This window comes from Roseateles sp. P5_D6, from assembly GCF_054049415.1.
In genome coordinates this window covers 255,828-271,303 of record NZ_JBFUMK010000008.1, presented here as the reverse complement: position 1 = coordinate 271,303, position 15,476 = coordinate 255,828, and the positions used below count along the sequence as shown (strand labels likewise).

Here is a 15,476-nt window from a genome sequence, read left to right as displayed (position 1 = left end):
GCGTTCATTTGTTCAGCAGCATCCGTGCGGCGGCGCCGTCGAGCGCGTCCTTCGGTGATTGCAGTCCGTTGGTGATGGCTTCGAGCGCCGCGTCCATCGCGGTCCAGAAGCGGCCGACCTCGGGGATGTTGGGGATGGGCGCGCCGTTGCGCGCATTGGTCATGCTGGCTGCGATCAGCGGGTTGACTGACAGCTCGGCGTAGAAGGCCTTGTTGGCCGGCACGCCGATGGGCACGTCGGCATCCAGCACCTTCAGCGCTTCGGGGCGCATCAGGTGGTTCTCGATGAACTCCTTGGCGATGTCCTTGTTCTTGCTGGGCGCCGAGATCATGCAGCCCAGCACGCCGACAAAGCTCTTGCTCGGCTTGCCGGCGATGACGGCCGGGATGCCTGCCACACCGATGTCGATCTTGGCGCGCCTGGCGTTGTCCCAGGCCCAGGGGCCGGAGATCATCATGGCCACCTCGCCACGGGCAAAGGCGGACTCCATCTCGGAGTAGCGCGCGCCCTTGGGCATGTGGCCGCCCTTGATGAGGCGCTCGATCATCTGGGCACCAGCCAGGGCGCCTTCGTTGTTGACGTCCACCTTCTTGGGATCGAAATCACCCTGGATATCACGGCCGAAGATGACGCCACCCGCGCCGGCAATCATGGGCCAGCTGAAGAAGCTCTTGTTGTAGTCCCACAGCACGGCGTGCTTGCCGCTGGCCTGGAGCTTCTTGTCCAGTGCAATCAGTTCGTCCCAGGTCGCAGGCGGCGTGGGCACCAGGGCCTTGTTGTAGATCAGGCCCGTGGTCTCGATGGCGATGGGGTAGCCCCAGATGCGGCCCCGGTAGCTCAGCGCATTCCAGGCCTGTTCCTCGGACTCGGCCTTCAGCTTGGCGGAGGGGCGCAGCGGCGTCAGCAGGCCGGCCTTGGCCCATTCGCCGACACGGTCGTGAGGCCAGCAGAAGATATCCGGGCCCTTGCCGGCGCCGGCGGCCTGCTGGAACTTGTCGGTCGCATCGACCGGGTGCTCGACGACGACCTTGACGCCCGAGGCCTTCTCGAAGGCATCGCCGACCTTCTGCAGGCCGTTGTAGGCCTTGTCGCCATTGATCCAGACCAGGAGCTTGGGTGTGTCCGCCGACGCCGCCGAAATGCCGCCACAGAGGCACAGAGACACAGTGAAACGCGAAAGGGCTTTCAGAGCTTTCTTCTCTGTGCCTCTGTGCCTCTGTGGCTGTGTTTTCTTCACAGCCGTCATGCCTGCAGCTCCGGCGCAGCCAGCCGGCGCAAGGCCAGACCGTTGGCGTCGAACACGTACAAGGCTTCAGCCGGCAGATGCAGGTCCAGATCCTGGCCGCTGCGCAGGCGGTCGCAGCCGTTGCGGCCTTCGAACTGGCAGGTCAGCGGCTCTTCGAGGCCGGGGTAGGGACAGTAGGCGAAGGTGATGCCGCCGAGGGATTCGACGAAGGCGACGGTGCTGTACACCAGGTTGTTCTCGCCACCTTGACGGATGTGCTCCGGCCGCACGCCGAGAGTCACCTTGTCGCCCACCTTGGCGCCACTGCCATCCACCAGCGCGCGCAGGACGACGCCGCTGCCGGCCAGCTTCACGTCCACATGCCCCGCCTCGATGACGACCAACTCACCCTCGATGAAGTTCATCTTCGGGCTGCCGATGAAGCCTGCCACGAAGAGGTTGCGCGGATGCTCGTACAGCTCCAGCGGCGAGCCGACCTGCTCAATCTTGCCGGCCGACAGCACGACGATGCGGTCGGCCAGCGTCATGGCCTCCACCTGATCGTGGGTCACGTAGATCATCGTGGTCTTCAGATCCTCGTGCAGCTTGGCGAACTCATAGCGCATGCGCACGCGCAGGGCGGCATCGAGGTTCGACAGTGGCTCGTCGAACAGGAAGACATCGGGCTTACGCACGATGGCGCGGCCGATGGCGACGCGCTGGCGCTGGCCGCCGGAGAGGTCTTTCGGCTTGCGGTCCAGCAGGTGCTCGATGTGCAGGATCTTGGCCGCGTTGCGCACGGCCGTCTCGATCTCGGCCTTGGGCACCTTGGCCAACTTCAGGCCGAAGGCCATGTTGTCGAACAGGTTCATATGCGGGTAGAGCGCATACGACTGGAACACCATGGCAATGCCGCGCTCGCTGGGTGGCACCTCGTTGACGACGCGCCCGCCGATGGTCAGCTCGCCGCCGGTGATCTCTTCCAGGCCGGCGATGGTGCGCAGCAGCGTGGACTTGCCGCAGCCCGAGGGGCCGACGAAGACCATGAACTCACCGTCGCGGATCTCCAGGTCGATGCCGTGAAGGATGCGGATGTCGCCGTAGGCTTTCTCCACACCGGTCAGTCGAACGTCTGCCACTTCTAACCTTTCAGTCGCCGGCCGTCTGGTGGTCGGCTTGTCTCGTCGTTCGACGGCTAAATTTCTCTTCTTTGGCCGCCTTTGTAGACAATATACATTCGTGACGAGCTTGCAACAACAGAGTTGACTCGCTTGAATCTTTGCGAAATCCTTGAAAATCAATGCTTTGCAAAACGTTCCGGGTTTTCCCGATGTAGTCAAACTACACAACGGGGCGGAGCTGGTCGATACTTCAGCCAACGCTGCCCGTCGAGTAGCATTCTTGCCTCCGTCGCTGGGGGCCGGCACTGATGAACTCCCCAACACCCAAGAGCTTCGCGTTACCCGTTCAACGCAAGCCCGCCGCCAAGGCCTCCACCGCGATGAAGAAGCCGACTGCCCTCTCCGCCGAAGACAAGGCCTTGCGCGCCGCCTTCGAGACCGCCTACGAGCGCGAGCTGTCCCAATCCAGTCATGGCCCCACGCCGCAGGCGGCCTTGCACGCGGCGGCCATCGCCTGCCGCGAGACGCTCGCCCGCCGCTGGGCCACCACGCAGGCCGCTGACGCCCAGCGTGGCGACAAGGCGCCCGTGCGCCGCGTGCACTATCTGTCGATGGAATTCCTGATGGGCCGCGCGCTGTCCAATGCGCTGGCCGCCCTGAAGCTGGTCGACCCGCTGGAAGCCAAGCTGGCCGAGCAGGGTCTGGCCCTGGGCGATGTGCTGGAGCGCGAGCCCGATGCGGCCTTGGGCAACGGCGGCCTCGGTCGCCTCGCGGCCTGCTTCCTGGACAGCTTCGCCGAGCTGGAGCTGCCGTCCTTCGGCTACGGCCTGCGCTACCGCTATGGCACCTTCGCCCAGGTCATCAGCCAGGGCCGCCAGCTGGAGCAGCCCGACGACTGGACGCGCGACTCGCCCGCCTGGGAGCTGCCTCGACAGGACCTGCGCTACGAGGTTGGCTTTGGCGGCCGCATCGAGGTCGATGCCTCGGGCGTGCGCCGCTGGCAGCCGGCCGACAGCATCGAGGCCCAGGCCTTCGACTTCATCGTGCCCGCCCACCACAGCGAGCGCGTCTCCACGCTGCGCCAGTGGCAGGCCACGGCGGCGCCCATCGCTTTCAAGCCCTTCTGCGAGGGCGACTACGCCCGCGCTGCCCGCCACCAGGTGCTGGCCGATGCGCTGAACTGGGTGCTCTACCCGGACGACTCCACCGAAGCCGGCCGCGAGCTCCGTCTGAAGCAGGAGGCCTTCCTCGTCAGCGCCTCGCTGCAGGACCTGATCGCGCGCCATCTGCGCGAGTTCGGCTCGCTGCACAACCTCGGCAAGACCAACGCCATCCATCTCAACGACACCCACCCGGCGCTCGCACCCGCCGAGCTGATGCGCCTGCTGCTGGACGAGCATGGCCTGGGCTGGGACGAGGCCTGGAAGATCACGCGCCAAGCCGTGGCCTACACCAACCACACGCTGATGCCCGAAGCGCTGGAGACCTGGCCCGTGCGCATGTTCGAGAACCTGCTGCCGCGTCACCTCGAGATCATTTACGAAATCAACCACCGTTTCCTGGAAGAGGTGCAGGCCCGCTTTCCCGGTGATCACGCCTTCGCCTCGCGGGTGTCCCTCATTGACGAAGGTAGCCACGGCAGCGAGCGCCGCGTGCGCATGGCCGCGCTTGCGTTGGTCTCGTCGCACCGCGTCAACGGCGTGGCCGCGCTGCACTCGGAGCTGATGGTGCAGACCATCTTTGCCGACTACGCTCGCATCTGGCCGGAGCGCTTCCACAACGTCACCAATGGCGTCACGCCGCGCCGCTGGCTGGAGCAGGCCAACCCGCTGCTGTCCGGCCTGCTGGACAGCCGCATCGGCGAGGGCTGGCGCAAGAACCTGGCCGAGCTGGGCGAACTGGCGCCGCTGGCCGCCAACAAGGAGCTGGGCGAGGAGTTCCTGGCCGTCAAGCGCGCCAACAAGGAACGCCTTGCCGCCGTCATCCGCCGTGAGCTGGGCATCTCGGTCAATGTCGACAGCCTGTTCGACATCCAGATCAAGCGCATCCACGAATACAAGCGCCAGCTGCTGAACATCCTGCACGTCATCAGCCGCTACCAGGCGATCCGCGACAACCCCGACGCGAACTGGGTGCCGCGCACCGTCGTCATCGCCGGCAAGGCGGCCTCGGCCTACCAGACGGCCAAGAGCATCGTGCGTCTGGCACATGACGTCGCTCGCGTCATCAATAGCGACCCGCGCGTGGGCGACAAGCTCAAGCTCGTCTTCCTGCCCAACTACAGCGTCACACTGGCCGAAAGCATCATCCCGGCGGCCGACCTGTCCGAGCAGATCTCGACGGCCGGCACCGAGGCCTCGGGCACCGGCAATATGAAGTTCGGCATGAACGGCGCGGTCACGATCGGCACCTGGGACGGCGCCAACATCGAGATGGCCGAGGCCATGGGCGTGGAGAACATGTTCGTGTTCGGCCTGCGCGCCGATGCGGTCGCCAAGATCAAGCAGCTGGGCTACGACCCGCGCCTGTATGTCGAAGAGAATCGCCAGCTCAAGCGCGTCATCGATGCCATCGCGGCGGGTGTCTTCAGTAACGGCGACACCGAGCGCTACCGGCAACTTGTCGACAGCCTCCTGCACCGCGACGTCTACCTGCTGATGGCCGATTTCGCCGATTACGTCGCCACCCAGGCCAAGGTCGATGCGCTGTTTGCCGACCGTGCGGCCTGGGCCGAACGCGCCTTGCGCAATATCGCCGGCATGGGCCCGTTCTCGTCCGATCGCACGATCAACGAGTACGTGGACCGTGTCTGGTCCGTGAAGAGTCTGAACACCTGACGATGCTGAACGACGCCGACGTTGATTCCCTGCTGGCGGGCCGCCATGCCGATCCTTTCGGCCGGCTGGGCCTGCACGCGGATGACAACGGTCGGCTCTGGGTGCGCGCGCTGCTGCCCGGCGCCGCGGAAGTCGCGCTGCTGGATGCCAGCAGCAAGAAGCACATCGTCGACCTGGAGGAGCGCCGCGGCGGCTTCTTCGAGGCGCAGGTGCCACGTCGCAAGCACCGCTTCGACTACCGCCTGGCCGTGCGCTGGACCGGGGGCGGCGAGGGCGTCTATGCCGACCCCTACAACTTCTACCCCCAGCTCGGCGACGACGAGCTCAAGGCCTTTGCCGAAGGCCGCAACTTCCGGCCCTGGCTGAGCCTGGGTGCGCATGTCGTGCAGTACGGCGACGTCAGCGGCGTGCGCTTCGCGGTCTGGGCACCCAATGCGAAGCGCGTCAGCGTCGTCGGCAACTTCAACAACTGGGACGGCCGGCGCCACCCGATGCGGCTGCGCCACCTGGCCGGCGTGTGGGAGATCTTCGTGCCCCACGCCATCGAAGGCGATCTCTACAAGTTCGAGATCGTCAACGGCAACGGCGCGCTGCTGCCGCTCAAGGCCGACCCCTATGCCCGCCGCGCCCAGTTGCGGCCGGAGACGGCCAGCGTCGTCGCGGCCCTGCCCGAGCCGACGCCGCTGCCGCGCCAGCGTGAGCGCGCCAACCGGCGCGAGTCGCCCATCAGCGTCTACGAGGTGCACGCCGCCTCCTGGCGCCGCGGCGTGGCCGGTGACTTCCCGACCTGGGACGAACTCGCCGAGCACCTGCCCGCCTACGTGGTCGACATGGGCTTCACGCATGTGCAACTCATGCCCGTCAGCGAGCATCCCTTCGACGGCTCCTGGGGCTACCAGACGCTGGGCATGTACGCCCCCAGTGCGCGCTTCGGCCCGCCCGAGGGCTTCGCCCGCTTCGTCAAGGCTTGCCATGAGCAGGGCCTCGGCCTGTTGCTGGACTGGGTGCCCGCCCACTTCCCCGCCGATGCCCATGGCCTGGCAGAGTTCGACGGCACGCGCCTTTACGAGTACGCCGACCCCAAGGAAGGCTTCCACCGCGACTGGAACACGCTGATCTACAACTTCGCCCGCACCGAGGTGCGCGAGTTCCTGATCGGCAGCGCGACCTACTGGATCGAGCGCTGGGGCGTCGACGGCCTGCGCGTGGACGCGGTGGCCAGCATGCTCTACCGCGACTACTCGCGGCCCGCCGGCGAATGGATTCCCAACATCCGTGGCGGCCGCGAGAACCTCGAGGCCATCTCGATGCTGCGCGAGATGAACGAGCATGTCGGCGAGATCGAGGGCGCCATCAGCGTGGCCGAGGAGAGCACCAGCTTCCCCGGCGTCTCGGCGCCCACCTACGCGGGCGGCCTGGGCTTCCACTACAAGTGGAACATGGGCTGGATGAACGACACCTTGCGCTACATGGCCGAGGACCCGATCAACCGCCGCTGGCATCACGACAAGATGACCTTCGGCCTGATCTATGCGTTCAGCGAGAACTTCATGCTGCCCATCTCGCACGACGAGGTCGTGCACGGCAAGGGCTCCATGCTGGCCAAGATGCCCGGCGACGACTGGCAGAAGTTCGCCAACCTGCGCGCCTACTACGGCTTCATGTGGGGCCACCCCGGCAAGAAGCTGCTTTTCATGGGCCAGGAGTTCGCCCAGCGCCAGGAGTGGAACCATGCCGAGAGCCTGCCCTGGGGCCTGCTGGAAGACGACCGCCATGCCGGCGTGCAGCGCCTGGTGCGCGACCTCAACAAGCTCTACCGCGACCACACGGCCCTGCACCGGCTGGATTGCGAGCAGGGCGGTTTCGAGTGGATCAGTGCCCATGACGCCGAGCATTCCATCTACGCCTGGGTGCGCCGCGACGGCACGGGCCGCATGGTCGTCGTCGTCTGCAACATGACGCCTGTGCCGCGCGAGGGCTATTCGCTGGGCGTGCCCGACGGCGTGACCGCCTGGCGCGAGGCCCTCAACACCGATTCGGCCTACTACGGCGGCAGCAACATGGGCAACGGCGTCGCCGCGGCGGGCCTGCCCGTGCAGGCGATGCCGGCGCATGGCAAGCGCCTGTCCATCACGATCAACCTGCCGCCGCTGGCTACATTGTTCTTCGTTCCGATCTGAAGTAATGAAGCCCCCACGCTCACTCTGTTCGCTGCCCCCCGAGGGGGCGCCAACGCCCTCGGGGCGGCCCAGCGGGCGCTGAGTCCATGGCTCATCTGCCTGATCTGCAACCCGGCTGGCACGAGCCGTTGGGAGCGCTCGCCCGTGACGGCGGCGTCAACTTCGCCTTCGCGAGCGAGCACGCGACGCGCATCGAGCTCTGCGTCTTCGACGGCGAAGGCCAGCGCGAGCTGCGCCGCTACGCGCTGGACGGCCCGCACGACGGCGTGTTCCATGGCTTCCTGCCCGGCGTTGGCCCCGGCCTGGTCTACGGCCTGCGCGCCCACGGTCCCTATGTGCCCGAACAGGGCCACCGCTTCAACCCGCACAAGCTGCTGCTGGACCCGTACGCGCGCGAGATCGTCGGCCACTTCGGCTGGCGGGCCGAGCACCACGGCTACGAGCTGGGCCACCCGGACGGCCCGCGCTCGCTGGATGCGCGCGACAACGCGACGCAGGCGCTGAAGGCGCGTGTCGCGCCACCACCCGTGAATCACGCGCGTGCCCACCAGCCGCGCCGCGCGCCGGCCGACGTCGTGCTCTACGAGGCCCATGTCAAAGGCTTCTCCAAGCTGCTGCCCGGCATGCCCGAGGAACTGCGCGGCACCTATGCCGGCCTGGCCCACCCCGCATCCATCGCTCATTTCAAGCGCCTGGGCGTGACGACGCTGTCGCTGCTGCCGGTGCACTATTGCATCGACGAGCCCCACCTCGCTGAGCGCGGCCTGCACAACTACTGGGGCTACAACACGCTGGGCTTCTTCTGCCCGGACCCGCGTTGGGCGAATGCGGCTCACCGCAACGACCCGACCGCCGTGACGGCCGAGTTCCGCCAGATGGTGGGCGCCCTGCACGAGGCCGGCCTGGAGGTGGTGCTGGACGTCGTCTACAACCACACGCCCGAGGGCAACGAGTTCGGCCCGACGCTGAGCTTGCGTGGCCTGGACAACGCCACCTGGTACCGGCTCGTCGCGGATGACAAGAGCCGCAATGAGAACCTGACCGGCTGCGGCAATACCGTCAACTGTGCCCACCCGCGCGTGACGCAGTTCGTGCTGGACTCGCTGCGCTACTGGGTCGCCGAGATGGGCGTCGACGGCTTCCGCTTTGACCTGGCGCCGGTGCTGGGCCGCACGAACCAGGGCTATGACCCGAATGCCGCCTTCTTCACCGCGCTGCGCCAGGACCCGTTGCTGGCCGGCGTGCACCTGATCGCCGAGCCCTGGGACGCGGCCTACGACGGCTACCAGGTCGGCCGCTTCCCCGGCCGCTTCCTGGAGTGGAACGACAAGTTCCGCGATGCCGTGCGCGGCTATTGGCTCGGCGCCGGACCGGGCGTCGGGCGCGGAGAGCTGGCGCGGCGCTTCATGGCCTCGAGTGATGTCTTTCACCATGGGCAGCGGCTGCCCACCGCCTCCGTCAACTTCGTGGCCGTTCATGACGGCTTCACGCTGGCAGACCTGACGAGCTATTCCACCAAGCACAACCACGCCAATGGCGAAGAGAACCGTGATGGCCGCGACGGCGAGCTCTGCGCCAACTTCGGTGCCGAAGGCCCGACCGAGGACGCCGCCATCAACGCCACCCGCGAACGCGTTCGCCGCGCTTTGCTGGCCACGCTGCTGCTGGCGCAAGGCACGCCGATGCTGTGCGCCGGTGACGAGATCGGCAATGGCCAGGGCGGCAACAACAACGCGTATTGCCAGGACAACGGCATCACCTGGCTGAACTGGGACCAGGCTGAAGGCCGCACGACCGAGCTCGTCGCGCAACTGCTGACCCTGCGCGCGAGCGAGCCGCTGCTGCGCCACCCGCGCTGGTTTGCCAGTGGCCCGGGAGACGCCAGCATTGCCTGGTACGCGCCCAGCGGCCACGAGATGAGTCCGCACGACTGGCACGACGCCGGCCAGCGCGCTTTCGGCGCCCAGCTGCGCGAAGCGGATGCCGGCGCGCCGCGGCTGATGATCGTCTTCAACCCCGACCCGGCGCCGCTGCCCTTCCTGCTTTGCAACGGGCCCTGGCAGCTCGTGCTCGACAGCAGCGGCGAGTCGGCCGCGCCCCTCGTTCTTCCCGGCCAGCCGCTCAATGTGCCGGCCCGTTCCCTCGTCGTACTGCGCCACGCATGAACCTGAACCAACGCTCCTCGGGTGTGCTGCTGCACATCACCTCGCTGCCCGGCCCCCATGGCATGGGCGACTTCGGCCCCGACGCTTATCGTTTCGTCGACTGGTTGCAGTCCGCCGGCCAGTCCGTCTGGCAGTTGCTGCCGACGACACCCATCGGCCCCGGCGACAGCCCCTACCAGGGCGTGTCGGCCTTCGCCGGCAGCCAGTGGATGGTGGCGCTGGAACCGCTGATCGCCAAGGGCTGGCTGGCTCAACCCCATGTTCCCTCCTTCAATGGTGCTCTGGTCGACTACGGCACGGTCACGCCCTGGCGCGAGCAGCAGTTGCGCGCCGCGGCCAAGGGCTTCTTCGCCAACGCGGCGGACGCGGACCGCATCGCCTTCGCCAAGTGGTGCCTGGAAGCGCAAAGCTGGCTGGACGACTATGTCCTCTTCATGGCCATCCGCTCGCCGCTGAACGGCCAGCCGTGGTGGGAATGGAGCGAAGGCCTGAAGAAGCGCGAGTCCGCGGCACTGGCGGCGGCGCGCAAGGACTACGCCGACGAGATCGCCTTTTGGCAATTCGTGCAGTGGCAGTTCGACGTGCAGGCCGGAGCGCTCAAGAGCTACGCCAACGAGCGCGGCGTCCACATCATGGGCGACCTGCCCATCTTTGTCGCCCACGACAGCGCCGACTGCTGGTCGCGCCCGGACCTTTACGAGCTGGACGACAACTTCCAGACCACGGTGGTGGCCGGCGTGCCGCCCGATGACCTCGGCCCGCTCGGCCAGCGTTGGGGCAACCCGCTCTACCGGTGGGACAAGATGGCCGACGAGAACTACGCCTGGTGGACGGCGCGCATCCAGCGCGCGCTGACGCAGGCCGACGTCTTTCGCATCGACCATTTCCGCGGCTTTGCCGGCTACTACGAGATTCCCGCCAGCAGCCCCGACGCCACGCAGGGCCAGTGGCTGACCGGCCCGGGCATGGCCCTCTTCGACGCCATCAGACAAGCCCTGGGCCCGCTGCCCATCGTGGCGGAGGACCTGGGCTTCATCACCGATGACGTGCACGCGCTGCGCGATGGCTGCGGCTTCCCCGGCATGAAAATCCTGCAGTTCGCCTTCGGCGCTACAGCGCAGCACGAGTTCCTGCCGCATATGTGGCCCAGGGCCTCGGTGGCCTACACCGGTACGCATGACAACGACACCGTGCGCGGGTGGTGGGACCAGGCCAAGCCTCGCGAGCGCGCCTTTGCCGGCTCTTACCTCGCCTGCGGCGACCACGACGTGCACTGGGCCATGATCCGCGCCTGCGCGAATTCAGTGGCCAACATGGCCGTGTATCCGCTGCAGGACGTGCTTGGCCTGAACAGCGCCCACCGCATGAATGTGCCCGGCGTGCTGGGTGGCAACTGGGGTTGGCGCTTCCACTGGGGCATGCTGGGCAGCGAGCCGGCCCGTGTGCTCGGACTCATTACCGCGGCTTCGGGCCGGGGCCCGTTCGAGCTGTTGAAGCTGCCCGCCTGACGCTGCAAGCCGCCTTCCCCCTGAACCGGGGGGGCGGTTTGGCTTCATCGGTAGCATGTTGTTGATCAATCAGAGGGGCGGGCTGCGGGGCATTTCGCTAGCATCGGCCGGTTTCCTCGGTGCGCCTTTGCGCCGGGGCGCTTCCAAAGAAGGTCCACCATGCAGATCAAGACCCTTGCCGCCGCCGTGGCCCTGCTCGTTTCCGGCCTGGCCAGCGCCACCACGACGCTGAACGCCGGCTCCTACTCAGTCACCTACGACGAAACCACCACGGGCTTCGGCTGGATCAGCAGCTGGTTCACGGCCGGTGGCGGCGCTGTGGGCTTCGATTGGTCGGTGGACCCGTCGGTGAACGTCACGAGCGTGGGTGGCGTGGCGATGTCGGCCACTTTCGCCATTCCCGACTTCACCATCTCGGTCAACCCGGGCTACGCCTTGAGCGGTGCCGTCATGTCCAGCCTGGGCAACATCGTCTACGCCCAGAACGGCGGCGCGACGACGTCGATCACCGCGACGGGCATGGTCTCGCTGGATGGCGGCGCGCCCATGGCGTTGCCTTCAGCGCCCCTGACGCAGACGGTCATCAACCCCTTCTTGGGCTATTTCTCCGGCTCCACCAGCGTGCCGGTCGGCGCGTTCAGCAGCTTCGCCGTGACGGGCGCTTCCATCACGCTGAATGCCTCCGGCGGCAGCTTCGCCGCCATCGGCGCGCAGCCGCAGAACAAGCTGAGTTTCGCGTTCACCGCAAACCCCGTGCCGGAACCTGAGACCTACGCGCTGCTGCTCGCCGGCCTGGGTGTTGTCGGCCTGCTGGCACGCCGCCGTCGCCCCTGCTGATAGGCGTTCGCCTCGGCAACAAGGGCTCCGCAAGGAGCCCTTTTCCGTTCAGCGCGAGACTTCCAGGATCAGCGGGCTGCGCGCCGCCACCGTCAGCGCGGCGCCGAGGCTGAACTCCCGGTCACCGAGGACGTCGCGGGCACGGTCGCCCGCGGCCACGCGCTCGCTGAAGCGGGACAGCGCCAGATTCACCGGCTCGGCGCTCTTGTTCAGCACGACCATGACGGTGCGGTCGGCTTCGTAGCGGAAGAAGACATGGCAGCCGTCCAGCGGTGCGTACTGCATCAGCGCGCCGTCGTGGATGGTGGTGGCGCCCTTGCGCCAGTTGAAGAGGCGGCGCGTCCAGTCCTGCATCTCACGCTGCTCGGCCGTCAGGCCCGCGCCGGTGAAGGCGTTGACGGTGTCGCCGGGCCAGCCGCCGGGCATGTCGGCGCGCACGCGGCCGTCGTCGCGCTCCACGGGGCTCTCGAGCAGGATCTCGCTGCCGTAGAACAGCTGCGGGATGCGCCGCGTGGTGGCGAGGTAGGCCAGCGCGATCTTGGTCAGGCCGACATCGCGCTTGAGCAGCGAAAACAGGCGCGGCGTGTCGTGGTTGCCGTCGAACAGCACGAGGTTGGCCGGGTCGGGGTAGACGAAGTCATGCGCCAGCCCCTCGTAGAGCTTGGTCAGACCGGTGTGGGCGCCGTCGTCCTCGATCAGCGCGGCCAGCAGATTGCCCTGCAGCGGGAAGTCCATCAGGCTGGGTGCGTATGACACATAGCCGTCATGGTTCTTCTTGCCGCGCTGCCAGTAGGACACGACGGCCGGGTGCGGGCTCCATTCCTCGCCGACGATGTTCAGGCGCGGGTACTCCTGCATGACGCGGGCCGACCAGCGGGTCAGGAAGTCGCGGTCGGAGTAGGAGTAGGTGTCGGTGCGGATGCCTGACAGGCCGAAGCGCTCTATCCACCACAGCGTCATCTGCGTCAGATAGGTGGCCAGCTCGGGCCGGCGCTGGTTCAGGTCGGGCATGCCGGGAACAAACCAGCCATCGGTGAAGCGCAGGCGGTCGCTCGGCGACGCGTAAGGGTCCTGCAGCGTCATGCGCGCGTGGTGGGTTTCGGTGTATCCGGCTGGCCATTGGTTGACCCAGTCCGGCGCCGGCAGGTCGGCCATCCACCAGTGGCCGCTGCCGATGTGGTTGAGCACCACGTCCTGGATGACGCCGACTCCCTGGGCCCGAGCCTCGTTGGCGAAGGCGCCGAAATCGTCATTGGTGCCGAAGCGCGGATCTACACGAAAGAAGTCCGTCGCCGCATAGCCGTGATAGCTGTACCTGGCGCTGTTGTTCTCGACCAAGGGCGTCGGCCAGACCTGGGTGAACCCGAGCCCAGCGATATAGCCCAGGTGCTGGCGCATGCCGGCCAGGTCGCCACCGTGGCGGCCGCCGGGGTCGTCGCGGTGGATGCCTTCCTTCATGTCGGCGGGCTTGCCGCTGCCGCCCTGGGCGAAGCGGTCCGGCACGACGAGATAGATGGCGTCCCTGGGGCCAAAGCCCTGGCGCTGCGCCGAGCCCGGCGCGCGGGCCAGCAGCGGGTAGCGCAGCGTCGTGCCGGCGACGTTCAGTACCAGTTCGCCCGGCCTGGCGTCGGAGCTCACGTCGAGGTCGATGAAGAGGTAGTTGGCGCTGGTGGCGCGGTGGCTGCCTTTCAGCATCACACCGGGGTAGGGCGCCAGCGTCGGCTGGGCGCCGGCAATGCCGCTGCCATGCAGCATCAGTTGCAGGGAGGTGTCGTGCATGCCGACCCACCAGTTGGGCGGTTCGACATGCTGCAGGCCGGCGGCCATCGTGTTCAGGCTCATCAACAGGGCGGTGGTCAGGGTGATCAGGGACTTCATGGCGCTTGCAAGCTGTAGATGCGCACCGAAAGCGGCTGCAGCGTGGCGGAGACGGCGCCCTTGGGATAGAGCGCCCGGGCATGCGCCGTCAGTTCGATGGTGGCCGGTGTGTCGCCGTAGTTGATGGCAACGAGGACACGCTCCTTGCCCTGCACGCGCTGGAAGCTCCAGACGGCGCCGTCGACGCGGTCGGACTCGTAGCGGCCCAATGTCAGTGCCGGCGACGCGCGGCGCAGCGCGATCAGCTCACGGTAGAAGTTGAACAGCGAGCCGGCGTCGCGCTGCTGGCTTTCGGCGTTATGGGCACTGCGGTTCAGGGCCAGCGGGCGGAAGGGCTGGGGGTTGGTCGTGAAACCACCTGCCGCGGTCCAGCTCATTGGCGAACGCAGCGGATCGTCACCCTTGCCGTCGATGCCAGCCTGGCCGATCTCCTCGCCGTAGTAGACGAAGGGCGTGCCGGGCAGCAGCAGATAGCTCGCCGCGGCGAGCCGGTAGCGGGCTTCGTCGCCGTGCAGTTGGTCCCACACGCGTTGGCCGGTGAAGATGTCGTGGTTGTGCAGGAAGGTCGCCATCGTCGGCGACATGGCGCGGTAGTAGTCGGCCAGCTTCTTCACCGCTGCGGCATCGCCCTTGGCGGCCTTCATCAGCTCGTAGTTTTGATTGAACGCAAAGGCGCCGCCGCACAGGCCGGGGTCGCCGTAGGCGATCGGCTCGGCCGTGGCCTCGCAGACGACATAGCGGCCGGGATAGCTCTTGATCAGGTCCTGGAACTGCTTGGTCAGCGCGCGGCTCTCGGGCTGGTCGTTCCAGTCCTTGGCGTTGTTCTCGATGAGGTGAGGCACGGCATCCAGCCGGTAGCCGTCCAGGCCGCGGTTGAGCCAGAAGCGCAGCGAGTCCTCGTGGTACTGCACCACGGCCGGGTTGCGCATGTTGAAGTCGGGCATCTGCGGGCCGAAGGTGCCGAAGAACACGTCCGGCGCACCAGGCTTCGGCGCGGGCAGGTCCTTCAGTTCGCCGGGCCAGTCCCACGGCTTGGTGGCGGCGTCGTACCAGGGATATTTGCCCCAGATGTCCCAGCCGGGGCCCGGCGCGGTATTCCAGACGAACCAGCTGCGCCAGGGGCTGTTGCGGTCGGTCACGGCCTCTTGGAAGGGCGGGAATTGCCAGGACGCGTGGTTGATGACGTAGTCCATGACGATGGCGATGCCGCGCTGGTGCGCCTCGCGGATCAGCTCGTCGAAGTCGGCCAGCGTGCCGTACTGCGGTTCGATGGCGCGGAAGTCGGTCGTGGCGTAGCCGTGATCGTGATCGGAGCTGGCGGTGATGGGCATCAGCCACAGGCCGCTGACGCCGAGCTTCTTCAGGTAGTCCAGTCGCCGGGTCAGGCCTTTCAGGTCGCCGATGCCGTCGCCATTGCTGTCCTGGTAGCCGCGCACGAAGACTTCCATGAAGACGCCGTGCTGCCAGTTCGCGGGCAGGGCGCTGGCGCGCGGCTGGGGCGGTACCGGCCGTGTGTCGATCTGGGCTTGTGCCGTGGCCGCTGCGGCCAGTGCGAGGGTGAGCAGCAGTTGCTTTTGCATGGTGTTCAGCAGGTGGCGGTGTGGACGAGAAAACTTGTCCATGAGGCAATCATGTAATCAAACTACTTATCAATCTGATGTCGAGCATAGCGACGACATTGGTTGATTCGCTAGCGGGATTTCGATGAATGTAGTTTTGCTACTA

General features: G+C 67.0%; 9 protein-coding genes. 5 read left to right on the top strand and 4 right to left on the bottom strand.

Annotated features, from left to right (window positions below; translation table 11 throughout):
* Window positions 1-4 precede the first annotated feature (4 nt).
* The gene (gene malE / locus ACXJKM_RS13620) at window positions 5-1,246 is read right to left on the bottom strand and encodes a maltose/maltodextrin ABC transporter substrate-binding protein MalE (protein WP_457352939.1); all 1,242 of its coding nucleotides are present in this window, start codon (window positions 1,244-1,246) and stop codon (window positions 5-7) included.
* Entirely contained in the window at window positions 1,243-2,364 is a 1,122-nt protein-coding gene (locus ACXJKM_RS13615) for an ABC transporter ATP-binding protein (RefSeq protein ID WP_056201815.1), read from the bottom strand. Before ACXJKM_RS13615 ends, malE begins: the two co-directional genes overlap by 4 nt.
* Before the next feature lie 362 nt (window positions 2,365-2,726).
* On the opposite strand from ACXJKM_RS13615, the gene ACXJKM_RS13610 reads away from it, so the two are divergent.
* The 5 genes from ACXJKM_RS13610 (at window position 2,727) to ACXJKM_RS13590 (ending at window position 11,873) form a co-directional block, all read left to right on the top strand.
* On the top strand, window positions 2,727-5,183 hold the full coding sequence (locus tag ACXJKM_RS13610) for a glycogen/starch/alpha-glucan phosphorylase (RefSeq protein WP_457352937.1): 2,457 nt from the start codon (window positions 2,727-2,729) through the stop codon (window positions 5,181-5,183).
* A gap of 2 nt (window positions 5,184-5,185) precedes the next feature.
* Window positions 5,186-7,363, top strand: coding sequence for a 1,4-alpha-glucan branching protein GlgB (glgB, locus tag ACXJKM_RS13605; RefSeq protein ID WP_457352935.1), 2,178 nt, complete (start codon window positions 5,186-5,188; stop codon window positions 7,361-7,363).
* A gap of 86 nt (window positions 7,364-7,449) precedes the next feature.
* Entirely contained in the window at window positions 7,450-9,528 is a 2,079-nt protein-coding gene (gene glgX, locus ACXJKM_RS13600) for a glycogen debranching protein GlgX (protein ID WP_457352933.1), read from the top strand.
* The gene (gene malQ / locus ACXJKM_RS13595; RefSeq protein ID WP_457352931.1) at window positions 9,525-11,036 is read left to right on the top strand and encodes a 4-alpha-glucanotransferase; all 1,512 of its coding nucleotides are present in this window, start codon (window positions 9,525-9,527) and stop codon (window positions 11,034-11,036) included. The genes glgX and malQ overlap by 4 nt, the downstream gene beginning before the upstream one ends.
* A 159-nt stretch (window positions 11,037-11,195) precedes the next feature.
* Window positions 11,196-11,873 (top strand): PEP-CTERM sorting domain-containing protein, encoded by a 678-nt coding sequence (locus ACXJKM_RS13590; protein ID WP_457352929.1) that lies wholly within the window; start codon window positions 11,196-11,198, stop codon window positions 11,871-11,873.
* 48 nt (window positions 11,874-11,921) lie between these two features.
* Here the strand turns inward: ACXJKM_RS13590 and ACXJKM_RS13585 are convergent, their stop codons facing one another.
* Window positions 11,922-13,751, bottom strand: coding sequence for a glycoside hydrolase family 13 protein (locus tag ACXJKM_RS13585; RefSeq protein WP_457352927.1), 1,830 nt, complete (start codon window positions 13,749-13,751; stop codon window positions 11,922-11,924).
* Complete coding sequence (locus ACXJKM_RS13580; RefSeq protein ID WP_457352925.1) at window positions 13,748-15,373, bottom strand: alpha-amylase family glycosyl hydrolase; 1,626 nt, start codon at window positions 15,371-15,373, stop codon at window positions 13,748-13,750. The genes ACXJKM_RS13585 and ACXJKM_RS13580 overlap by 4 nt, the downstream gene beginning before the upstream one ends.
* Window positions 15,374-15,476 lie beyond the last annotated feature (103 nt).